Annotated in this window: 26 protein-coding genes; 16 read left to right on the top strand and 10 right to left on the bottom strand. The window is 32.1% G+C overall.

The window, feature by feature from the left end:
• Positions 1-39: 39 nt before the first annotated feature.
• The 4 genes from L1276_RS14870 (at position 40) to L1276_RS14855 (ending at position 5,090) form a co-directional block, all read left to right on the top strand.
• Positions 40-1,221, top strand: a complete 1,182-nt coding sequence (locus L1276_RS14870; protein ID WP_253789087.1) for an acetyl-CoA C-acyltransferase — start codon at positions 40-42, stop codon at positions 1,219-1,221.
• A 151-nt stretch (positions 1,222-1,372) separates the two neighbouring features.
• On the top strand, positions 1,373-1,723 hold the full coding sequence (locus L1276_RS14865; protein ID WP_253789085.1) for a four helix bundle protein: 351 nt from the start codon (positions 1,373-1,375) through the stop codon (positions 1,721-1,723).
• Between the two features lie 62 nt (positions 1,724-1,785).
• Positions 1,786-3,591: an acyl-CoA dehydrogenase family protein gene (locus tag L1276_RS14860; RefSeq protein ID WP_253789083.1), complete on the top strand. Its 1,806-nt coding sequence runs from the start codon at positions 1,786-1,788 to the stop codon at positions 3,589-3,591.
• A gap of 404 nt (positions 3,592-3,995) precedes the next feature.
• The gene (locus L1276_RS14855) at positions 3,996-5,090 is read left to right on the top strand and encodes a glycoside hydrolase family 18 protein (RefSeq protein ID WP_253789081.1); all 1,095 of its coding nucleotides are present in this window, start codon (positions 3,996-3,998) and stop codon (positions 5,088-5,090) included.
• A 70-nt stretch (positions 5,091-5,160) separates the two neighbouring features.
• Here the strand turns inward: L1276_RS14855 and L1276_RS14850 are convergent, their stop codons facing one another.
• From L1276_RS14850 to L1276_RS14840, 3 genes are all read right to left on the bottom strand, one after another.
• A complete protein-coding gene (locus tag L1276_RS14850; protein ID WP_253789079.1) occupies positions 5,161-5,646 on the bottom strand; it encodes a hypothetical protein in 486 nt (161 codons plus the stop codon).
• Positions 5,647-5,748: 102 nt separating this feature from the next.
• Positions 5,749-6,270, bottom strand: a complete 522-nt coding sequence (locus L1276_RS14845) for a DUF4251 domain-containing protein (RefSeq protein ID WP_253789077.1) — start codon at positions 6,268-6,270, stop codon at positions 5,749-5,751.
• A gap of 29 nt (positions 6,271-6,299) precedes the next feature.
• Positions 6,300-6,737, bottom strand: coding sequence for an META domain-containing protein (locus L1276_RS14840; protein WP_253789075.1), 438 nt, complete (start codon positions 6,735-6,737; stop codon positions 6,300-6,302).
• A 214-nt stretch (positions 6,738-6,951) separates the two neighbouring features.
• On the opposite strand from L1276_RS14840, the gene L1276_RS14835 reads away from it, so the two are divergent.
• The 4 genes from L1276_RS14835 (at position 6,952) to L1276_RS14820 (ending at position 10,473) form a co-directional block, all read left to right on the top strand.
• A complete protein-coding gene (locus tag L1276_RS14835) occupies positions 6,952-7,479 on the top strand; it encodes a superoxide dismutase family protein (protein ID WP_253789074.1) in 528 nt (175 codons plus the stop codon).
• 105 nt (positions 7,480-7,584) lie between these two features.
• Complete coding sequence (locus tag L1276_RS14830) at positions 7,585-8,787, top strand: LETM1-related biofilm-associated protein (RefSeq protein ID WP_253789072.1); 1,203 nt, start codon at positions 7,585-7,587, stop codon at positions 8,785-8,787.
• A gap of 150 nt (positions 8,788-8,937) precedes the next feature.
• Complete coding sequence (locus L1276_RS14825; protein ID WP_253789070.1) at positions 8,938-9,486, top strand: hypothetical protein; 549 nt, start codon at positions 8,938-8,940, stop codon at positions 9,484-9,486.
• A gap of 312 nt (positions 9,487-9,798) precedes the next feature.
• Complete coding sequence (locus tag L1276_RS14820) at positions 9,799-10,473, top strand: hypothetical protein (RefSeq protein ID WP_253789068.1); 675 nt, start codon at positions 9,799-9,801, stop codon at positions 10,471-10,473.
• A gap of 52 nt (positions 10,474-10,525) precedes the next feature.
• Here L1276_RS14820 and can read toward each other — a convergent pair whose 3' ends face one another.
• The 3 genes from can to L1276_RS14805 form a co-directional block, all read right to left on the bottom strand.
• Positions 10,526-11,161 (bottom strand): carbonate dehydratase, encoded by a 636-nt coding sequence (can, locus tag L1276_RS14815; RefSeq protein ID WP_253789066.1) that lies wholly within the window; start codon positions 11,159-11,161, stop codon positions 10,526-10,528.
• Between the two features lie 120 nt (positions 11,162-11,281).
• The gene (locus L1276_RS14810; protein ID WP_253789063.1) at positions 11,282-12,931 is read right to left on the bottom strand and encodes a SulP family inorganic anion transporter; all 1,650 of its coding nucleotides are present in this window, start codon (positions 12,929-12,931) and stop codon (positions 11,282-11,284) included.
• A gap of 496 nt (positions 12,932-13,427) precedes the next feature.
• Positions 13,428-13,907, bottom strand: a complete 480-nt coding sequence (locus tag L1276_RS14805) for a Dps family protein (RefSeq protein WP_253789061.1) — start codon at positions 13,905-13,907, stop codon at positions 13,428-13,430.
• Between the two features lie 109 nt (positions 13,908-14,016).
• Between L1276_RS14805 and L1276_RS14800 the strand changes: the two genes are divergently transcribed.
• On the top strand, positions 14,017-14,958 hold the full coding sequence (locus L1276_RS14800; RefSeq protein WP_253789059.1) for a LysR substrate-binding domain-containing protein: 942 nt from the start codon (positions 14,017-14,019) through the stop codon (positions 14,956-14,958).
• A gap of 35 nt (positions 14,959-14,993) precedes the next feature.
• Here L1276_RS14800 and L1276_RS14795 read toward each other — a convergent pair whose 3' ends face one another.
• Positions 14,994-15,191: a hypothetical protein gene (locus L1276_RS14795; RefSeq protein WP_017496117.1), complete on the bottom strand. Its 198-nt coding sequence runs from the start codon at positions 15,189-15,191 to the stop codon at positions 14,994-14,996.
• Positions 15,192-15,357: 166 nt separating this feature from the next.
• The gene (gene mnmD, locus L1276_RS14790) at positions 15,358-16,023 is read right to left on the bottom strand and encodes a tRNA (5-methylaminomethyl-2-thiouridine)(34)-methyltransferase MnmD (RefSeq protein WP_253789057.1); all 666 of its coding nucleotides are present in this window, start codon (positions 16,021-16,023) and stop codon (positions 15,358-15,360) included.
• Between the two features lie 310 nt (positions 16,024-16,333).
• Between mnmD and L1276_RS14785 the strand changes: the two genes are divergently transcribed.
• The 3 genes from L1276_RS14785 to L1276_RS14775 all read left to right on the top strand — a co-directional run bounded on the left by L1276_RS14785 (position 16,334) and on the right by L1276_RS14775 (position 18,499).
• Positions 16,334-17,404 (top strand): branched-chain amino acid aminotransferase, encoded by a 1,071-nt coding sequence (locus L1276_RS14785; RefSeq protein ID WP_253789055.1) that lies wholly within the window; start codon positions 16,334-16,336, stop codon positions 17,402-17,404.
• Between the two features lie 69 nt (positions 17,405-17,473).
• Positions 17,474-18,070, top strand: a complete 597-nt coding sequence (locus L1276_RS14780; RefSeq protein WP_253789053.1) for a Crp/Fnr family transcriptional regulator — start codon at positions 17,474-17,476, stop codon at positions 18,068-18,070.
• Positions 18,071-18,142: 72 nt separating this feature from the next.
• On the top strand, positions 18,143-18,499 hold the full coding sequence (locus L1276_RS14775; protein ID WP_253789051.1) for a DUF4406 domain-containing protein: 357 nt from the start codon (positions 18,143-18,145) through the stop codon (positions 18,497-18,499).
• A gap of 60 nt (positions 18,500-18,559) precedes the next feature.
• Here the strand turns inward: L1276_RS14775 and L1276_RS14770 are convergent, their stop codons facing one another.
• Complete coding sequence (locus L1276_RS14770; RefSeq protein ID WP_053471798.1) at positions 18,560-18,940, bottom strand: nucleoside triphosphate pyrophosphohydrolase family protein; 381 nt, start codon at positions 18,938-18,940, stop codon at positions 18,560-18,562.
• Between the two features lie 345 nt (positions 18,941-19,285).
• Between L1276_RS14770 and L1276_RS14760 the strand changes: the two genes are divergently transcribed.
• From L1276_RS14760 to L1276_RS14745, 4 genes are all read left to right on the top strand, one after another.
• On the top strand, positions 19,286-20,461 hold the full coding sequence (locus L1276_RS14760) for an SRPBCC family protein (protein WP_253789047.1): 1,176 nt from the start codon (positions 19,286-19,288) through the stop codon (positions 20,459-20,461).
• A gap of 76 nt (positions 20,462-20,537) precedes the next feature.
• A complete protein-coding gene (locus tag L1276_RS14755; RefSeq protein ID WP_253789046.1) occupies positions 20,538-21,080 on the top strand; it encodes an RNA polymerase sigma factor in 543 nt (180 codons plus the stop codon).
• A gap of 33 nt (positions 21,081-21,113) precedes the next feature.
• On the top strand, positions 21,114-21,527 hold the full coding sequence (locus L1276_RS14750; RefSeq protein ID WP_253789043.1) for a hypothetical protein: 414 nt from the start codon (positions 21,114-21,116) through the stop codon (positions 21,525-21,527).
• 18 nt (positions 21,528-21,545) lie between these two features.
• Positions 21,546-22,004 carry a sensor of ECF-type sigma factor gene (locus L1276_RS14745; RefSeq protein ID WP_253789041.1) on the top strand — a complete coding sequence of 153 codons (459 nt, stop codon included), beginning with the start codon at positions 21,546-21,548 and terminating at the stop codon, positions 22,002-22,004.
• Positions 22,005-22,078: 74 nt separating this feature from the next.
• Here the strand turns inward: L1276_RS14745 and L1276_RS14740 are convergent, their stop codons facing one another.
• Entirely contained in the window at positions 22,079-23,140 is a 1,062-nt protein-coding gene (locus tag L1276_RS14740; protein ID WP_253789039.1) for an oxidoreductase, read from the bottom strand.
• Positions 23,141-23,330: the final 190 nt, after the last annotated feature.

Here is a 23,330-nt window from a genome sequence, read left to right as displayed (position 1 = left end):
TCTATATTCTATCTTCTATACTCTTAAAAAACAAAACAAATGAAAACAGCATATATAGTAAAAGCATATAGAACAGCAGTTGGAAAAGCTCCAAAAGGTGTTTTTAGATTTAAAAGACCTGATGAATTAGCTGCAGAAACCATTCAGTTTATGATGGACGAACTGCCTGATTTTGACAAAAAACGTATTGATGACGTTATGGTAGGAAATGCCATGCCGGAAGCAGAACAAGGTTTAAACGTTGGACGTTTGATCTCTTTAATGGGATTAAAAGTGGAAGATGTTCCTGGAGTTACAGTAAACCGTTACTGTGCATCTGGATTAGAAACTATCGGAATGGCAACTGCTAAAATCCAATCAGGAATGGCAGATTGTATCATTGCCGGTGGTGCAGAAAGTATGAGTTTTATTCCGATGGGAGGTTACAAACCAACTCCGGATTATAAAGTTGCTGCTGCAGGTCACGAAGATTACTATTGGGGAATGGGATTAACTGCTGAAGCAGTTGCCAATCAATATAAAATTTCAAGAGAAGATCAGGATGAGTTTGCTTACAATTCTCACATGAAAGCCTTAAAAGCACAGGCAGAAGGAAAATTTGACAAACAAATTGTTCCAATTACTGTTGAGCAGACTTTCATCAATGAAAATGGTAAAAAAGAAACTAAATCATACGTTGTAAATAAAGATGAAGGTCCAAGAGCAGGAACTTCTAAAGAAGCTTTAGCAGGTTTAAAACCGGTTTTCGCTGCTGACGGAAGCGTAACTGCTGGTAACTCTTCTCAAATGAGTGACGGTGCTGCATTCGTTTTAATTATGAGCGAAGAAATGGTAAAAGAATTAAATCTTGAACCAATCGCTCGTTTGGTAAACTTTGCTTCTTCTGGTGTTGAGCCAAGAATCATGGGTATTGGTCCTGTAAAAGCAATTCCGAAAGCGTTGAAACAAGCGGGATTAACACTAAACGATATTGAGTTAATTGAATTAAATGAAGCTTTTGCTTCACAAGCTTTAGCTGTAACTCGTGAATTAAATATAAATCCAGAAATCGTAAACGTAAACGGTGGAGCGATCGCTTTAGGACACCCGCTAGGATGTACAGGAGCTAAACTTTCTGTTCAGTTATTTGATGAGATGAAACGCAGAGGCAACAAATACGGAATCGTTTCGATGTGTGTGGGGACTGGACAAGGTTCTGCGGGGGTTTACGAGGTTCTATAAAAAGAGAATAGAATATAGAATAAAGAGAATAGATGTTTTTCTTTGAGAATAGAGAGATAACCTTTTTGGAATGAAAACTGTTTCAAAAGGAAAATAAAATAGTATTAATCTTACTTTTTTATTTTAATTTCTTAACTTGACTCAAAAAAACATGAGACATAATTATAAGAACTTAAAGATTTGGAAGATCGGAATTGCAATTGCTAATGAAATTTCAGATGTATTAATAGAATTTCCAAAACACGAACGATATGATTTGAGTTCTCAAATAAGCAGATGTTCGGTTTCGATGCCTAGTAATATTGCCGAAGGATCTTCAAGAACTGATAAATCTTTCAGTCACTTTTTAGACATTTCTCTTGGTTCTTCATTTGAACTAATTACACAATTATTGATTGCTAAACATAGAAAATATATAAACGAGATACAATTTAACCAATTAGAAATTAAAATAGAAGAATTCCAAAGGATGACAATGGGTTTTCAAAACGGACTAAAGTAAAAGTCTATTTTCTGTACTCTATATTCTATTTTCTATTTTCTTTCATAAAAAACAAAAACAAAATGGCAGATACAATCGAAAAAAACGTGACTCGTGGTGGTCAGTTTTTAGTTAAAGAAACAAAGAGCGAAGATATCTTTACACCAGAAGATTTTTCGGAAGAGCAGTTAATGATGCGTGACTCTGTAAAAGAGTTCGTTGACAAAGAATTATGGGCGCATAAAGATCGTTTTGAGAAAAAAGATTACGCTTATACAGAATCATCTATGCGTAAAGCTGGTGAACTTGGACTTCTTGGAGTTGCAGTTCCAGAAGAATACGGCGGATTAGGAATGGGGTTTGTTTCTACAATGTTAGTTTGTGACTACATTTCTGGAGCAACAGGTTCGTTCTCAACTGCATTTGGTGCGCATACAGGAATTGGAACTATGCCAATTACTCTTTATGGTACTGAAGAACAAAAGAAAAAATACGTTCCGAAATTGGCTTCTGGAGAATGGTTTGGCGCTTATTGCTTAACTGAACCAGGCGCAGGATCTGATGCTAACTCAGGAAAAACTAAAGCAGTTTTATCTGAAGACGGAACTCATTATTTAATTACAGGACAAAAAATGTGGATTTCGAATGCAGGTTTCTGCAGCGTTTTCATCGTTTTTGCTCGTATTGGTGATGATAAAAATATTACAGGTTTCATCGTAGAAAACGATCCTTCAAACGGAATTTCTATGAATGAAGAAGAGCATAAATTAGGAATTCGTGCTTCTTCTACTCGTCAGGTTTTCTTTAACGAAACAAAAGTTCCGGTTGAAAACATGTTATCTGAAAGAGGAAACGGTTTCAAAATTGCAATGAATGCTTTAAATGTTGGTCGTATTAAATTGGCTGCAGCATGTTTAGATGCACAAAGAAGAGTTACTTCTGGAGCAGTAAAATATGCTAACGAAAGAATTCAGTTTAATACTTCTATTTCAACTTTTGGAGCTATTCGTTCTAAATTGGCTGAAATGGCAACTAGTGCTTACGCGGGAGAAAGTGCTTCTTACCGTGCGGCAAAAGATATCGAAGACAGAATTGCAGCTCGTGAAGCCGAAGGAACAAGTCACCAAGAAGCAGAATTGAAAGGTGTCGAAGAATATGCTATCGAGTGTTCTATCTTGAAAGTAGCAGTTTCTGAAGACATTCAAAACTGTTCTGACGAAGGAATTCAGATTTTTGGCGGAATGGGATTCTCTGAAGATACTCCAATGGAAAGTGCCTGGAGAGATGCTCGTATCGCTCGTATTTATGAAGGTACAAATGAAATCAACAGAATGCTTTCTGTAGGTATGCTGATCAAAAAAGCAATGAAAGGTCACGTTGATTTACTTGGACCGGCAATGAAAGTTCAGGAAGAATTAATGGGAATTCCATCTTTTGATACTCCGGACTTCTCTGAATTATTTGCAGAAGAAAAAGTAATCGTGGCTAACCTGAAAAAAGTTTTCTTAATGGTTGCCGGAAGCGCTGTTCAAAAATATGGCCCAGATTTAGATTCTCACCAGCAATTATTGATGGCTGCTGCCGATATCTTAATCGAGATCTACATGGCTGAAAGTACTATCTTAAGAACTGAAAAATTAGCTAAAAATCAAGGTGAAGATAAAGTACAAGAACAAATCGCAATGGCAAAATTATACTTGTACAAAGCAGTTGATATTGTAAACTTAAGAGGAAAAGAAGGAATTGCTTCTTTCTCTGAAGGTGACGAACAACGTATGATGTTAATGGGACTTAAACGTTTCACAAAATATACTAACCTGCCAAACGTAGTGGCATTGAGAGAAAAAATTGCAGAAAAATTAGTTGCAGAAAATTCATACTGCTTCTAATATTCAAAATAGTTTTTAGCTTTTAATTTGTTTAAACCCGCACAAGTCCGAAACTGTGCGGGTTTATTTTTTTTTGAACCATATAGGTTATGTAAGTTTATTTAAAAAGATTTTTTTGTAGAGACGTATATTTTTGCCAAAGATTACAGGATTTTCACAGATTTTTTAATCCTTTTAATCCTGTAATCTGTGGCATTTTTATTTAGAGACGCACTGCTGTGCATCTCTACGAAATATTGGAACGAAATAAAATTAAATTCAATCTAAAATGAACTTTATCACTTATATGGTTAACCCACATTTCACAAATATTTATTAAAATTGAGGTTATGTTACAAAATCGATAGCAAAGTTTCGATTCTAATGTTTTAAATTTAGCGTTCAAAAACTTCAAAAAACATAAAATGAAACAAATTAGCCTAATTGCCCTTTTATTTATCTGCCTTATATCCACAAACATTTTTGCGCAGAAGAATAAAAAATTAGACATCATCGCTTATTATACCGGTGATTCTAAATTAATTGACGAATATGAAGTCAGTAAATTAAATCAAATTATCTTTAGTTTCTGTCATTTAAAAGATGGAAAACTAAGTGTAGACTCTGCTAGAGATTCTTTAACAATAAAACATTTAGTTTCTTTAAAAGCTAAAAATCCGCAGTTAAAAATTATTGTATCACTTGGAGGCTGGGGAGGCTGCGAACCATGTTCTGCTGCTTTTTCTACTGCTGAGGGACGTTTGAAATTTGCAAAATCGGTAAAAGAATTAAGTGATTCTTATAAAGTGGATGGTTTAGATTTAGATTGGGAATATCCTGCAATCGAAGGTCTTCCTGGACATTTATATCAAGCTGTTGACAAACCTAATTTTACAGAATTAATAAAAATACTGCGTTCTACCTTAGGTAAAAAATACGAGTTGAGTTTTGCTGCAGGAGGTTTTCAAAAATATTTAGATGAGTCTATTGACTGGAAAGCTATTACTCCATTGGTAAACCGTATCAATATTATGAGCTACGATTTAGTAAACGGATATTCTCAGGTTACTGGACATCATACGCCTTTATACAGCACAAATCCCAACGAAGAATCTACAGACAGGGCCGTTACTTATTTATTAAAGCAAGGAGTTCCTGCTGAAAAATTAGTAATTGGAGGCGCTTTCTATACCAGACAATGGATTAATGTAGAAAATATCAACAATGGACTTTATCAGGCAGGAAAACACGTTGAAGGTGTTAACTATAAAGATTATGCAAAAACATATACAGAAGCTAACGGCTGGAAATATTTTTGGGATGATAAAGCAAAAGCACCTCACTGGTATAATGCTCAGTCTAAAACTTTTGCAACATCTGATGATCTTAAATCTATCAAAGCAAAAACTGAATATGTAAAAGATAAAAAACTTGGAGGAATTATGTTTTGGGAACTTACACTTGACAGTTTCCGCAACGGAATGGTTGATGAGATTTATAAAGTTAAAACAGCTAAATAGATTTTAAAAGCACAAAAAAAAGGCAGTTATTAAAAAATAACTGCCTTTTTTTATATCATAAATAGAAATTTTACTGAACTTTTGATTTATCTAATTCGCCAATAAACGGAATAGCTTCCAGAATTTCAGATCGAATTATGGTTTGCAAATACACTTCTAACTGAATAAATTTAGCTGCATTTATTGCGCCAATAGCTTTCTTTGCTTTACTATACGTTTTGCAGTATAATTTTTCATAGCCAATATGATTTTTTAAAGTTCCTTTAGCCAATTCATCAGCTTTCGCGTCTGTAAGGGTTTCATAATTGGCTGCATAATCATTGATTAATTGAAATTTAGTCTGCCCAAGTGCTTTACGCTGTGTTTCGTAATCATCATACACTTTTGCAAAAGCAGCTGATTGTGTATCAGATAAATTCATATACTGTTTTACTAAATCACTTTTAGTTTTTCCGTAAAGACTTTGTAAAACGTCTACATCTTCCTTAAATGAAGATTGTGCATAAGATGAAAACGCGGCAATGACCATAATAAAAATAAGACTCAATTTTTTCATAGTTTTGATTTTTAATTTGTTTCTAAATAATTATGCATTCTAAAATATATTGATTTTTAAAATCTAAGTTCAACAAATAATTCAAGCGAAAACAAGTCAGCTCTATTTCTTGCTTTCATCTGATTTTGGAGCACTTATTACTCCATCATAAAATATTGGAGAACGATTATTACTATTTACTGTAAGTGTTGCACTGCCATTGTAAAAAATAGTAAACATCAAATCATAAACATCATCTTTACCTTTAACCGAAGCTTTTAGAATAGAGCTTTTCTTCTTCTTTTCTACTTTTACATTTTCTGGTTTTCCTTCAAATTTAATTCCGCCTTCACTGCCATAGCCTACATTGTAACCTCTTCCAAAAAACGGCAGATCAGAAGTTGTTTTTTCTGTATTAAATTTTAAAAAATACATATTATAGTCCAGATTGATAAGTTGTCCGCCTTGCGGTGTTATTCTTTGAGCCTCAAAGACAAAGTTTCGAGACTGTATTAAATTTTCTATTTCTTTTTGTTTTTGTACCTCGCGTTCGGCTTTTAATTCTTTTTTCGTTTTTTCCTGAGCTGTAACAGAAAAATTTAAAAAGCCAAACAACAGGAATAAAACGGATAATTTAGTTTTCATCTGCATTCAATTTTAAAATAAAGAGAATTTTATTTTTTAGTAAATCTCATCATAGCAATATCTCCCGAAATTAAATTCAGCGTTTTGCCATCATCAGTGATATCATAAGAAGTTATTTTTTGAAGCGTGTTCATGTATGTAAGTTCGCCTTGCTGGCCGTTTAGACACATCATTTTAGTCATTGCCATTGGCTGTGTAAAATCGATTTTATTTCCATCTAAAACCAACTTCCCCGTATAGTTGTTACAACTATTATTACCAGAAACCTGATTGTCTTTAGTATTGAAATTTATGGTTGGTTTTTTATTAGGGTACAAACCATCAAAAGTAATTCTAGGTCCGGTAATATAATTAAGTTCCCAAGTTCCGTCAAGTTTAGAAACGGCATCACTTTTTTTACATTTAAAAATATTGCAGGAAAACAATATTAAACTAAGAAAAACGAGAGTAAAAATCTTTTTCATCATAATATTAAGAATTAAATATGAACGAATTAGAGAAGGTAGTTTTCAGAAAATATCTACAAAAACTATTACGAATTTAAGCAATATTTTCGGGTTTTGTGCTCAATCGAGCTTAAATTACAAAGTATAGTTTGACTTTTTTTTAACTTTTAGAGTCAGCCTATTCCGTTATTTTATGTTAAATTTACTTAATCTTTAATTTAAAATGCCCGTAAATATGAAAAAACTGGTCGTATCTTTCGCTATAATTGCAGCTTTAGTAATTGGCTGCAAGACAAATACAAAATCAAACGATGCCAAGACTCTGACTATTGCCTTAGAACCAAAAAGCAATAGTAAAGTAGGCGGGACTGCTACTTTTACTGAAAAAAATGGCAAAGTTACTTTTACAGCAAAAATGACTGGTTTAGAACCGGGAGTCCATGCTATACACATTCACGAAAAAGCAGATTGCAGCTCTGCCGATGGAAGTTCTGCAGGCGGACACTGGAATCCTACTTTCAAAAAACATGGAAAATGGGGAGCGGCAGAATATCATAAAGGTGATATTGGAAACTTTACTGCAGATGCAAATGGTAACGGATCTATCACTTTAACTACTGATGAATGGTGCATAGGATGTGATGATGAAACTAAAAATGTACTTAATAAAGGTTTAATTGTTCACCAGGGAACAGATGATTTTACAACTCAGCCAACCGGAAATGCCGGCGGACGTGCTGCCTGTGCAGGAATAATTAAATAATAAAACACTTATAACCACTATTTTCACAAAAATCTAGTGGTTATTTTTTTAAATTCATTCTAAAACAAGAAAAAGATATAGCTTTGCAGCTATAAATTTAATACAATGATTAACCCATCAGCACACGGCTGGATAGATAAATTTTTTAGTGAACAGAAGTTTTCAGAAGCCATTCCTTTTGAAACAGCAGATTCGTTTTACTTTAAAGTAAGAGAAACGGGGTTTATCTACGGTCATATCATTGAAATTAATTCTCAAATTCCAATTCCTATAAAAGGCTGGTTTAAAACCGAAATTTCTAAAGTTGCCTTATTAAATACACTTTACCATGTATATTGTTTAGAAAAGAGAAGTTCTGAACCTAATAATTTTATTGCCGAAGTTGTAAAATTCTATAAGCAAATGAATCCGGAAGGGTTTAATTTGTTTAAAATACTGCTTCCAAAAGACACTCCTTCTCATTCATTAGAAAGTATAATTGACGAAAGAGTACAAACAAATGACAGTATCATCAGCAAAAACTTTTCGCATTTAGTAACCAATGCACTTTTATTTATTGATGTTTTGGCTTTCAGACAATATTTGGAACATGGTGAAATTCCTGAAAAATATCTAAAACGCATTGAAGAAACCGTTTTGGGTATTGTAGGCTTGGCTTTAAAAACCAAAACAATCAAATCACAGCACGACGATTTATTAAATAAGCTTTTTGAAGCTTCAATACGTTATTCTAAATTCTCAAAAGTTACTGTTGAAACTTTAGAAACTTTACAGCTTGACTATTTCAAAAATAAATTAGAGCATTATTATTTAATCGATATGGCCGGAATGGCTTTGTGGAGTGATGGTGTTGTTGAAAATGAGGAATCGTACTTTTTATATTCTTTAGGTTCTATGATGGGTGTTTCTGATAATTTTATTACCAAAAGCATAGATACAACACATACTTTTATTACCACGCACAAAAAGAAAATCCCCTATTTTAATTATTCCAATCCGGTTAAGCATTTCTACGATCAAATGACGCACAGCGTTGTAAAGCTGATTATAAGAAACAAAAACAGACTAATTAAGGAAATTGTTCAGAGTAAGGAATTAATGGTTTTACTGGCTTATTCTACAACCAGAGATTTAGATGCAAAGGAAAAGAAAAAGGTAAAAAAGCAGCTTTTAGACATTTGCAAAACAATTCCGTCACTGACTATATTTTTACTTCCGGGCGGAAGTTTATTACTGCCGATTTTAATAAAGTTTATTCCAACAATGTTACCCTCTGCATTTAATGAAAATCTAGACGAAAACGAATAAAAAAAATCGCCCTTTTTGAGGGCGATTTTCTTTATATAATAAACACAAAAGCTTTCTCAAAAAAAACTTATTTTATTACTTTTTTACCTTTTACTGGCTCTTATCATTATTTAGATAAGATATATTTACTAAAACAGTAAAGTTATAAAAATGGGACCATCAATTAGTCTTGGCAAGTATGAGCCAGATATTGTACCTGAACCTTGGGAAGAATATCAATATAGAGATTTATATAGATCTTACTATACACAAAGCATATCAATGAAAATAAATGGACTCTTTCATTGTATTACCGCTTTGACATCTTTAGAATTGAATAAATGTTACACTGATCCTGTTGAAAGAGGCGATGTTTCAACAACTCCAAGAAATTGTTATTTGAGCGTCTTAACCATCTATATGGACAATAAAGGACGAATAATAAAAGGAGAGAAAGTCAATACAACATTTAGATTAAAGTATATAAATGGAGAACATATTTTAGATTCTTCTTTCAAAATACGAAAAGAATTAGAGCGATGTGTTGATAAAAATGAACTCCATAATCTGGTGATAAAGAATAAGCAGATTACATTCAGAAATGGTAAAATATATTTACTTAAAAAATTTCACGAGTACATTAAACAAGCTTCTATTTGCAATCGCAAAACTTATATAAATTACACTTATCTAAAGTTTCTGAAAACCGAAATGAATTAAACAATAAGTTAAGTCTTTTGGGAATTACAACAACTGCTGTTGGTTTTGTACCAGGAAAAGCAACAATAATTGCTGATTACGCAATAAAAATTTTAGGATTTGCCTTAAGTACATAGCCTCGATTTAGTCTTGCAGAATATACATATCCAGTTAACGGACCTGTTTATCTAGATGATCAAACTTTATATCAACATTACAAAAGAGATAATACAAATGGATATGTTTCCCCTCAAAGAGCAGAGGGCAAGCCAATGAACAAAATGAGAGATATATTGAAAGAATTACAAGAATGTGGATTAACAATAACTTGATATGAAAAACATAGTCATCCTTTTAGTTGTGCTAACGCTTATAACTTGTCAAAAAAAAGACACAATAAATCATTTCTTAACCAAACAAATAACTCAACAAGATTTAATTAAAAATGGTTTCTATAAATATTCATACATCGCAACATTAGATGATGAAGACAAAGTTGACGATACTATTAAATCTATTGCAAGATATGATATGTATTCCAATGTAAAGCCAGAAATAAATAAGGAAGGAAAAGTATGTCCAACCCAATTATGGAATTTTGATTATGAAGATTCAATTAAAAAGAAAAAAAATATTGATTATCTAAAAAAAGAATTGGGTAATACAATTATTACTTATCTTTTTAGAAATGATTCTTTATTTTATAAAGAAATAAATGTAATCTCTTTTAACAATCAAAATAAAAACATTCCTGATTTAACAAGTAAAGAAAAAATACTCAAGTACTATCACAATATTAACATTCCAACAAAACCGTTATACGAACAGAATAGCACAAAAAATTACCCTACAATATATAAGATTGATAATTATAAAACCATAATTTATTATTCTGACACAGATAATTATTATCGTTTTTTTACAAATTATTTAAACAATTCTACTTACTATGATATTCGCGAGTACTGGTATTCTGGGTCAATATATGAAATGTACTATTTTGATTAAATGAAACGAATAAAAAAAATCGCCCTTTTGAGGCGATTTCTTTTTTTATATATTAAAGATCAAGCTGATATACTGAATCCAGTTCTTCGTTTGAACCAATGGTAACATTTAAATCGGTTACAAAACCAGAATTTAATCCGTAAACCCATCCGTGAAGCATTAAATCCTGACCGCTTTTCCAAGCTCCTTGTACAATCGAAGTTTTGGCTAAGTTATAAACCTGTTCTTTTGCATTGATTTCTACAAAGGCATTAAAACGCTCTGTTTCATCAGTAATTGAATTTAAATATTTATCATGTAAACGGTATTCATCTTTAATATGACGAAGCCAGTTGTCAATAATCCCAACAGACTGCTGTCCCATAGCCGCTTTTACACCACCGCATCCATAATGTCCGCACACGATAACGTGTTTTACTTTTAAAACATTTACTGCATAATCCAGTACACTTAACATATTCATATCTGAGTGAACGACCATGTTTGCAATATTTCTGTGTACAAATACTTCTCCCGGTTTAGCACCAATAATTTCGTTAGCAGGAACACGACTGTCAGAACATCCAATCCATAACAAAGGCGGCGATTGTCCTTTTGCTAAATCAGCAAAATAATTAGGATCTTTTGCTAAAGAATCTTCGACCCATTTTTTATTGTTCTCTAGTATTTGTTCATAAAACTTTCTCATCTTTTTTTTAGTTTTTTGGAATTATCAATGCCTAAGCATATCAAAAAGACTTTTAGTGTAAAGTTATTTAAATTTTGATAGTTCTCAAGCCTGATAAATATCTTTATTTATATAATTTGTTTAAAAATCTTCTTTAACTCCTTCTTTTTTCACCAAAGCTCTTTTTGCAACATCATAATAATGTTCAATTGTAACATGATTGTTGTTTATAGGGGTATTTTCTAATTCATAAGCTTCCTTAAATCCGGTAAGCTTTACTTTAATATTTTCGTCAATAGCACGTGTTTCTTTAAACTCACGAATTAAATCCAGTACATCGTGTGCAATATACTCTGTATCGTGTGCATTGATTACTACTTTTGAATTTTCAGGAATCTCACTTAAAGTTTGTTTTATCGCTGCTTTATTCAAGAACGAAACTTCCTGCGCTAAGTCGATATGAATAATATCACCGTCTTCGTATTCTTCTTTTTTAAAGTTGTAAGCTCTTTTTAAGTTTCCTCTTAAAACAAAAATGATACTAATGATAATTCCTAAAGCAACTCCTTTAAGCAAATCTGTCGCAACGACAAAGACCAAAGTTGCAATAAAAGGGACAAACTGGTATTTTCCCTTTTCCCAGAAATGCATAAAGGTTGCTGGTTTTGCTAATTTATATCCAACCAAAATTAAAACAGTAGCCAAAGTTGCCAATGGAATTTTGTTTAAAATTGCCGGAATCGATAAAACACTTATTAATAAAAGTACACCATGAATAATGGCTGACATTTTAGATTTTGCACCTGCATTATTGTTTGCAGATGATCTAACTACAACTGATGTCATTGGTAATCCGCCCAAAAGTGAACTTACAATATTACCAACTCCCTGTGCTCTAAGCTCAACGTTAGTATTTGTGTAACGTTTTTGAACGTCCATTCTGTCCGAAGCTTCAATACACAAAAGTGTTTCTATAGAAGCTACAATGGCAATTGTAACTGCTACAACCCAAACCTGAGGATTTGTTATAGCAGCAAAATTAGGTGTAATTAGAATAGACTTAAATTCGTCAAAAGATTTTGGAACTGGCAACGAAACCAAATGCTCTTTTGCAATTGCCAATGAGCTTCCTGTAGATATAAAAAATTCGTTTAATACTACTCCTAAGATAACCGCAACCAGTGCACCCGGAACTAATTTTAATCTCTTCAAAAACTGAACTTTATCCCATGAAATCAAAATGACAAGTGAAATCACCGAAATTAAAACAGCACCCAAATGAATGTGATTTAAGACATCAAAAAGAAATGAAAATGAATTGCTTCCGTCGTTTTGAATAAAAGCCTGATCACCTTCAAAATCAGCATCGTAACCAAAAGCATGTGGTATTTGTTTTAGAATAATAATAATTCCAATACCCGCCAGCATTCCTTCGATTACGTTAGTTGGAAAATAATTAGATATACTTCCGGCTTTTAAAAATCCTAATGCTAATTGAATTATTCCTGCAATAAATACAGACAGTAAAAACACATCAAAAGCGCCAAAATCAGTAATAGCGGTTAATATAATAGCTGTTAATCCAGCGGCAGGACCTGAAACGCTGATATGCGACTGGCTTAAATACCCAACCACAATACCACCAATAACACCCGCAATAATTCCAGAAAATAACGGCGCTCCAGAAGCCATTGCAATACCTAAACACAATGGAAGAGCCACCAAGAAAACCACTAAACCTGAAGCAAAGTCAGATTTAAGGTTGGCAAAAAGATTGATTTTTTTTGTCATAATACAATACTAAAAATGAATACATTAGAAACTTGCTGCACTTTTATATAAATGCAGTTATTCTTCAAATAATCGGAAGTATTATACTAAATTGGGAGGGGGAGCAAATATGCTCGGAGAAATATTATCTAATTTTACGATGTTTTCAGAAACTATCGTTTTCTTTTCAATGTAAACCGGTATTAGCATTTCATGTTCTAATACAACAGGATGCACGATATTTTTAAGTTCTTTATGAACCTCTTCTTCGGCAATACTAAAAGATACGCACGTACTATTCCCTTTCTTTATCGCCTGAACAATTGTCGGGGTCGATAAGAAGGCAACAAATATGAATAATAATATGCGGGCTAGTATTTTCATCGAAACAAAAATAGCGTTAAACAAATAAAATCAAAGCCGTAAGGCAAAAATTTTATACAATTTTAACAAAAAAAGAAAAGCAGAATGATCAAACGCGATCATTCTGCTTTTTAATATATTAACAAACAACTTATTACAAAGTTTCGTCTAACCAGGCATTCATCATCCAAATGGTTTTTTCCTGCTCTGCAATAAAGTCACTCATCATCGAATTTGTACCTTCATCGTTAATTTCATCCGATTTTTTCAAAATTTCTCTTTCAATTTTCAATAAATCTGATAATGAAGTTACAATTAAGTGAACCGCTTTTTCATCGTTTGAGATATTTTTTCCAACTGTTAATTTGTTGTTTTTGATGTAATCTTCAAAAGTATGTAACGGAGTGCCTCCAATTGTTAAAACTCTCTCAGCAATCATATCTATTTTTAATTGTGAATCTGTATAAAGTTCTTCGAATTTTACATGAAGATCAAAGAAACGTTTTCCACGAATATTCCAATGAATTCCTCTTAAATTCTGGTAGTAAACTTGAAAATTAGACAATAGTACATTTAATTCTTCTACTAACAATTGTGACTCTTTTACAGGTAATCCTAAAATATTTGTTTTCATAATCTTGTATTTTAATAACTAAGTTACTACAAATTTAAAGCAACTTGATTAAAAAAATTATAAAAAAAAATTATATTTACTTATTTTTGCATCAAAAATTACTATCAAAATGACAATAACTCAATTACAATATGTATTAGCTGTTGCAGAACATAAAAACTTTACACTTGCTGCCGAAAAGTGTTTCGTAACACAGCCCACATTAAGTATGCAGATTCAAAAAATTGAAGAAGAACTTAATATTTTAATTTTCGACAGAAGCAAGAAACCAATCCAGCTTACAGATATTGGACAGAAGATTGTAAATCAGGCTAAAAATATTGTAAATGAAGCTGACAGAATTAAAGATATTGTAGAACAGCAAAAAGGTTTTATTGGAGGGGAATTTCGTTTAGGAATTATTCCAACCATTATGCCAACGCTTTTGCCAATGTTCTTAAATAATTTCATCAAAAAATATCCAAAAGTTAAATTACTTATTGAGGAACTCAATACTGATGAAATTATCATAAAACTAAAAAATGGTCATCTTGATGCCGCAATCGCTGCAACACCGCTGGAAGATGAAAAGATAAAAGAAATCGTCTTGTATTTTGAGCCTTTCGTAGCTTATATTCCAGAACATCATCATAGTTTTCAAAAAGAAGAAATTGAAGTTGCTGATTTGAATATCAATGAAATCCTTCTTTTACAAGACGGACATTGTTTTAGAGACGGAATTTTAAATTTATGCAAAAACGGCACTGACATTGACCAAAATAATTTTCAGATTCAAAGCGGCAGTTTTGAAACTTTAATAAAATTAGCCGATGAAGGTTTGGGCACAACATTACTTCCGTACTTGCACACCTTAGACTTAAAAGAATCTGATAAACTGAAACTACGAAACTTTAAGGAACCAAAACCTGCTCGAGAGGTAAGTTTGATTTACCCAAAGAGCGAGTTAAAAATGCAAATTATTGATGCATTACGATCTACAATTGCCGGTGTTGTAAAGGGCGCCATTGTTTTTCAGAATGTTCAAATCATTAGTCCGCTGCAAAAAAAGTAAACATAAAAAAAGGAGCCAATTGGGCTCCTTTTCTTTTATACTTTAATTAGTAGCAGACTTTGTTTTAATTCTGGTTTTTCAATAATAAAATTCAATAACCATTCTTGCAATTGTTCCATTTCGTATGGCAACAGGGTTTTGATAGCTTTTTCTAATTCTTTGCAGAAAAGTATCGGATCGAAACTTACTCTTTCAAGTATTGATTTCGTGTAATCAAACATCATTTTAGACATAATAAAATAAGATTTTTGGGGGTTATCTATATTTTTAAACTCGCAACAAATGTAAACAAATATCATTCATTAGTATTTAATTTAACTTATTTTTTTAAAACATTTATCAACGAAACCGTTTTCTTAAAACGGATAAATCAATATAGAACCGTTATAAATAAAGAACTTAAACCTTTTTAAAGGCCCTAAACATTTCTCGCTTTCCCGGAGGGCCGGCTAATTTTTCGACAGTAAATCCTACAGAAATCATGCTTCTTTTAACAACTCCGCGAGCTGCATAAGTAACAAGGACTCCATTTGGTTTTAAACTATTATACATTTTCTGAAAAATTTCAGTACTCCAAAGCTCCGGCTGTACGCGATATCCGAAGGCATCAAAGTAAATCAAATCAAAAATTTCTAAATCGTCTATTTCATCAAAAAATTGTTTCCTTTTGGTTAACGAGAATTTGCTGCTAATTTCTATTTTCTTATCCCATTCTGTTTTATGCATTTTTTGGAAAATATTATCAAATTCCAATGCTTCAAGTTCCGCAACATAATTCATTGCCAAAACTTCATCTGCATTGACAGGATATGCCTCTACTCCAACATAATCTATTGGTTGTTGCTTATGTTCTGATTCTAAAAAAGTAATAAAAGCATTTAAGCCAGTTCCAAAACCAATTTCAAGAATAGAAACAGGATTATTATCAAATAAAGACAAACCATTTTTTATAAATACATGTTTCGCTTCCTGAATTGCACCGTGTTTAGAATGATAACTTTCGTTCCATTCTTCTAAATGAATTGTAGTTGAACCATCTAGCGTTTTAATTATTTCTCTTTTCACAATTTTCGAATTTTACAATGGAGTTTTACTGATTTTGAGCCCATTTTATCAGTCAAATTTAATCAAAACAAATGCGTAAAGCCTTAAAAAACGACAGTTTTTTCATAAATTCTTTATAAAACTTCGCAAAAATTTTAGGTTTATTATAAGATAAATAAATCTCAGTCAAACACAGGAATTAATGCAGTTTTACCAAGTAAATTATATATTTTTCCGTAATTTTGCATTCAACAAAACCTATTCTTCATCAGATCATTACCTTAGATTTTCATTTGAAAGAATACAAATTAGATAAAAACTTTACATAATTATGAGTACAACTCAAACAAGCAAAATTGAAATCAGAAAAGCTGAATCGTCTAAGATAAGCTCTGTAGACTTTGAAAACTTAAGCTTTGGTGCTGTATTTACAGACCATTTATTTGAATGTGATTACAAAAACGGACAATGGCAGACTCCGGTCATTAAGCCTTATGCTCCTATTTTAATGGATCCGTCTTCTAAAGTCTTTCATTACGGTCAAGCTATTTTTGAAGGAATGAAAGCTTATAAAGATGAAAATAATGATGTTTGGTTGTTTAGACCTGATGAAAACTACAAACGTTTCAATAATTCTGCTGTTCGTATGGCAATGCCGGAAGTTCCGGAAGATATTTTCCTGGAGGGTTTAAATGAATTATTAAAAATCGATCAGGAATGGATCCAGAGAGGAAACGGATCGAGTATGTATATCCGTCCTTTTATGATTGCTACAGGACCTGGCGTTATCGCAAATCCATCTGACGAATATAAATTCATGATTTTACTTTCTCCTGCAAAATCATATTATGGTGGTGAAGTAAAAGTTATTATTGCTGAACATTACAGTAGAGCTGCAAATGGCGGAATTGGCGCTGCAAAAGCGGCAGGAAACTATGCTGCGCAGTTTTACCCAACTAACTTAGCAAACAAAGATGGTTTCCAGCAAGTTATTTGGACTGACGATGCTACACACACAAAACTGGAAGAAGCGGGAACAATGAACGTTTTCTTCAGAATCAACGATACTTTATTAACAGCACCAACAAGCGAAAGAATTTTAGATGGTATTACCCGAAAAAGTTTAATTGCAATGGCAGAAAAAGAAGGATTGAATGTTGAAGTTCGTCCTGTTATCGTTACTGAATTAGTTGAAGCTGCTAAAAACGGATCTTTAAAAGAAATTTTTGGAGCTGGAACTGCCGCAGTTATCAGTGTAATTAAAGGTTTCTCATATAAAGATGAATATTTTGAATTAGCTCCAATTGAGAATTCATATGCTTCATTCTTAAAAGAAAAATTAACAAGTCTTCAAAACAAACTTTCTGAAGATACTTACGGATGGACTGTAAAAGTTCAATAAGCAAACTATTTTTATAGATATTAAGCCCGGCGTTTTGATACGTCGGGCTTCTTTTTTACATACATTTGTTTGAAAATCTTACAAAATAAAATGCCTCAAAATCTGATTTTAAAAAATGTATCCAAACACATTTCGCTGGACGAAAACGAAATTTCGTATTTCCTTTCTATTCTAACCGAAAAGAAATACCCAAAAAAAAGCATTATTTTAAAAGAAGGAGAAATCTGCCGATCAATCAATTTTGTTTTATCCGGAACTCTAAGATCATTTTACAGAGACTCTGAAGGAAAAGAATCAACCATTATGTTTGCCGCTGCTGATTGGTGGATAACAGACATGGCGTGTTTTATAAACCAGCAGCCTGCAATGTTAAATATTGAAACCATAGAGGAAAGCTTGATATTGCAGTTAAAAAAAGAAGATTTAGATAATCTCTATATCAAAATCCCCAAGTTTGAACGCTTTTTTAGAATCATAATGCAAAATGCATACATACGGGAACAAGTAAGAGTTATTCAAAACCTTTCACTTTCGGCAGAACAACGTTATTATATTTTTTTAGAAAAATATCCCGAAGTCTCAAAACAAATCAAACAAAAGCAAATCGCCTCTTATTTAGGGATTACACCTGAGTTTTTAAGTATGATAAGAGCAAATAAGAAATAATAAGCGTTTTTATTAAACTACATTATTTTTTTGCTGTAACTACTTTACGTGCTTTGTAAAAAATAAAACAATATGCTTATACTCATTGCAGGGCCTTATAGAGGCGGAACAAATGACGACCCTAAATTGATTCAGCAAAATTTAGAAAAACTAGAAGCCGCAGCTCTTCCATTATTCAGAATGGGACATTTACCTGTAATAGGCGAATGGCTGGCTTTGCCATTGCTCCATTTAGCAGGATCTAAATTTATTGGAGACAGTATTTGGGATGAAATACAATATCCGACAGCTCATCGACTTCTTGAAAAATGCGACGCGGTTCTTCGGCTTGAAGGTGAATCAAAAGGAGCAGATAACGATGTTCGTATTGCCAAGGAAAGAGGATTAAAAATTTATTATCGTTTAGAAGATATTCCATCTGCGGAATAAAAAACTTTCAAATGAAAAATCCCTAATATATTTTTCAAAAACTTATTAGGGATTTATTTTTTATAACAACTTCGAAAAATCAGGTTTAAAATAGTTTGGACCTTTCATTACTTTTCCGTCTTCACGATAAATTGGTTTTCCATCTTCTCCAAGTTTACTCATATTACTGCGCTGGATTTCATCAAAAACAGCTTCTATTTTATCCTGCAGACCGTGTTCAATAATTGTTCCGCATAAAATATACATCATATCACCAAGAGCGTCAGCAATTTCAACTAAATCATTATTCTGAACCGCTTCCAGATATTCTTCATTTTCTTCTTTCATTAAATTATAACGAAGGAGTTTTTTAGTTTCTCCCAAATCAGCAATTGGAGTCTGGCTGTGGCCTATTTTAAAAGCAGTATGAAATTCAGTAACTGCATCAAGTTGTTTTTTCATGTTTTTATTCTATTAAATGAGATGGCAAATTAGCAACAAATCGTATACAATTATCTAAATTTGTCAAAAATAATTTTTAAGTATGTTTAGTCAAGGACAATTAATATTCGGACTGTGTTTTTTTATTGCATTTGTAATCGTTATGATTTTCGCTTACCGCAGAGATCTTAAACTGCACAAAGTTTTTTACAAAGGAAACTACAAAGTATTACTCGTATTTCTGCTCTTTATTGCGCTTTTGTTCGTCATCAAAATCTTTTTAAAAAGATAACAATCTATTATTTTATTTTTAGTTATTAGTTTAGTCTCACAATAAAATTTATAACTTTACGAAAAACCTGCACAATGAAGATTCTAAAATATTTATTTCTTTTACTATTATTAAGTTTAGTTGCTCTTACCGTTTTTGTTGCTACCCAAAAAGGGATTTTTTCTGTTGAAAGAAGCAAAGTAATCAATTCACCAAAAGTGACTGTGTATAATTATGTAAATGATTTTAGAAATTACGAAGATTTTGAATCTTGGGCAGTAGAAGATCCAACATTAAAATTTACTTTCCCAAATAAAACTACCGGCAACGGAGGGTCTTTTTATTGGACTGGCGAAGAAGGAGCCGGAAATGCTGTCACTTTAAAAACAAAAGAAGGAGAAAGCATTGAACAAAAAATGAAATATGACGGTACAGATGCTGATGTTACCTGGACTTTTAAAGATACTTTGGGCGGAAAAACAAAAGTTACATGGAAAGCGAAAGGAACAATGAGCTTTTTGTTTAAAGTGTATGCAGCATTAAACGGCGGTTCTGACAAAGTTATTGGAACTATTTACGAAAAAAGCCTTGCCAACATTGATAAAAATCTGGATTACGAAACCAAAACGTATGCCGTGCAGGTAAACGGAGTGGTAAAGAAAACTGAAACCCCTTATATCAAACAGACTTTTACAAGTGAAATTCCGAAGATTAATAAAAATGCCAGAATTGTAATTCCGAAACTTATCCATTTTAGCGAAACTAACGGCTTAAGCACAAGCGGAAAACCTTTTATCATTTACCATACTTATGATACTGCAAAAGGACTGGCAAAAATTTCTATTTGTTTACCAATAAACAAAGAAATATCTATTAGTTCAGGAAGTGATATTTTATCTGGAAAACTAAATGCTTTTGATGCTGTAAAAACAACTTTAAAAGGCGATTACAACCATACTGCTGAAGCAATTGCAAAAACAACGGCTTACATTAACAATGAAAAAATAATGCCTGAATTGAGCTGGTCACATCTTGAAGTTTTAGAAGTAAGCAAACTAGACGTAAAAAGTCCTTCTAAATTAGTTACAGATATTTATTTCCCAATTAAACCAAAAGTAGTTCCTGCTGCAGTGGCTGCTCCGGATTATTCATCAGAAACAGAAACTGCTCCGGCAAAACCAGCAGCACAAAAGCCTGTAACACCAAAACCTGCGACACCTGCCGCAACGACTCCTGCTGCAAAACCAGAAGAAGAACAGTCTGAATTTTAATTTTTTTTGAAGGTTGATTAAACCTTTTGCATAAATTTCATTCTAACTGATTATAAAGTTTGATAAATCAAGAAGTTTGATCGACGAGAAGGAATTTATACAACAATTATTAAATCCTAAAACGCAGAACACAGCGTTTCAAAAACTTATATCCGATTATCAAAAACCGTTGTATTCTCATATTCGAAACATTGTTTTGAATCATGATGATACAGATGATGTTTTGCAGAATACTTTCGTTAAGGTATTCCAGTATTTAAAAAACTTTAAAGGAGAAAGTAAACTTTTTTCCTGGATGTATCGAATTGCAACAAATGAAGCATTAACTTTCTTAAATCAGAAAGCAAAATTAAAAGGCATAACTTCTGAAGATTTACAAAATAAAACCATCGACAATTTAAAGTCTGATGTATATTTTGATGGTGATGAAATCCAAATCAAACTTCAAAAAGCAATTGTTACTCTGCCCGAAAAACAGCAGCTGGTTTTTAAGATGAAGTATTTTGAAGAATTAAAATACGAAGAAATTGCAGAAATTCTAGGAACATCAGTTGGTGCATTAAAAGCATCCTACCATCATGCGGTAAAAAAAATTGAATTATATGTTACATCAAATTAAACCTTTTATAGCAAATATTATCTTATAGACATTATGAAAGAATTTAAATTAGAAAACGAACCGAAAATAACAAATGGATTTAAAACCCCGGAGCATTATTTTGATACTTTTTCGGCAAAAGTTTTAGAACAGATAAATGAAAGAGAAACAAAAGTAATTCCTCTTTATAAACGAAAAAAAGTGATTTCGATCGCAGCGGCCGCGGCAATTTTTATTGCCTTTATGATCCCTGCTGCCAATTATTATTACAAAGCATCAAAAGAACTGGATGAAGCTACTTTAGAAACTTATCTGGCTTATCAGTCAAATTTAAATCAATATGATTTAATTAAAGAATTAGATACGAAAGACATAGATAAACTAAATAAAAATATTGCCCTGGAAGAAGAAACCTTAGAAGATATTCTAGCAACAAATCCAAATATTGAAAATTTAATTTCTGAATAAAAACAAAATTATATAGATATGAAAATCAAAAATATATTAACGGTACTTCTGTTTTTAGCGACTTTATCATTTTATGCACAAGGTGATAAAATCGATGAAAAGCGAGAAAAAGTTAAAGCATTTAAAGTTTCATTTTTGACAACAGAACTTGAGCTTACTTCTACAGAAGCTGAAAAATTCTGGCCAATTTACAATGCATACGATGACAAACAATTTGAATTGCGCCACGATAAAATGAAAACCTATCTGCGTAAATTAGATGATGATAATTTGAGCTCGCTCTCAGAAAAAGAAGCATCAGTATTGCTCTCACAAATTGAAAGCACAGATAAAGAATTGTATCTTTTAAGAGAAAAATATTCATCAAACCTTAAAAAAGTACTTTCAGCAAAAAAAATATTAAAGCTTAAAAAATCAGAAGATGATTTTAACCGAAAATTGTTAAAACAATATCGAGATAAAGCAGGCAAAAACTAATTGTCATTCCTTACAACAGCGATAAGAACCCTATATAATAATACTTACTTTATTATTTAGGGTTCTTGTTTTTTTTATTTAAAGTTAAGACGTACAACTTTATTATATCCGGCTGCAATTGCAGTATTTCTATTTACGAAACGAATTGTAAAGAATTTTGAATCAGTTGAAAGCTGTGTCCAGTTTTCGCCTCCATTTTGAGAATATTGTATTCCTTCAGAACCTACACAAATAATTTCTCTTCCATTTCCTCCCGGAACATACTGCACACATGACGCATATCCAAAACCCATTTCCTGTCCTATTAATTCCCAGGTTTTTCCGCCGTCTTTAGTAAAAGCTTTATTATCCATTTTTTTATCTGGATTTTCATAATCTCCGCCTGCAATAAATCCTTGTTTAGAATCGTAAAAATCAGCAGTAAAAATACCCGTCATTGTTTTCCCCTGAACAATTGGAGTTTCAACAACCTTCCATGTTTTTGCTTTATCAGGAGAATAAAAAACACGCGCTTTTTTTCCGCCCGAAACCAGCCATGTATCATTTCCTTTTATAACAATATTGGTGTTACTTGCTGCAAAAGCCGCTTCACCTGTGGCGTTTGTCGGCAATTTATCCGATAGTAATTTCGTCCAGGTTTCTCCTCCGTCCCGCGTTACAATTACAGAAAAAGTATCTTCTGTTGGGTCACCAATAGCAATTCCTTCTTTATCATTCCAAAACTGCATACTGTCGTAAAAAACCTTTGGATTAATTTCTTTATAAACCAATTTAACTTTGTGATCTTTTTTGGAAACCGAATACAACAAAGCCGGATTAGCAACACTCAGCAAAAATATATCTTTAGAAGTCTGCGCTATGCTTCTAAATTCCAGCTTAAGCGTATCACGATAAATGTGTTCTTCAAATTTTTCTTTTTTATCTAAATCATAAAATCCAAAACGAGAATTATCGCCGCCATACCAAACTTTATTTTTATCTACTACGATTGCTCTTATACTAATTCTATCTTTAAACAAAGTATCTATTGTCATTGATGTAAATCCACCATAAAATGCCTTTTTATTGCTGTAATTAACAGAAGTAAAAGACATTAATAAAATAAAAACTCCACAAAATAAAACCAGTTTTTTCATATAATTCAAAATTTGTTTCATGCTAAAATACGATTATTTATAACAACTCAAATAGGTTTAGATTTTTTTCAGGAAATAATATCTCTTACCTCTTTTTTATTCAGTTAAAACCTGCCTTGAACTCAATAAAAACATAACATATTAAAAAACTGATAGTTAAACTTGGAAAAGCCATTAAAAAAATTTGTGG

The organism is Flavobacterium sp. HSC-32F16, from assembly GCF_024171645.1.
GTDB lineage: Bacteria > Bacteroidota > Bacteroidia > Flavobacteriales > Flavobacteriaceae > Flavobacterium.
Note: the sequence above shows the minus strand (reverse complement) of the source record. Positions and strands in the feature narration are given on the sequence as shown.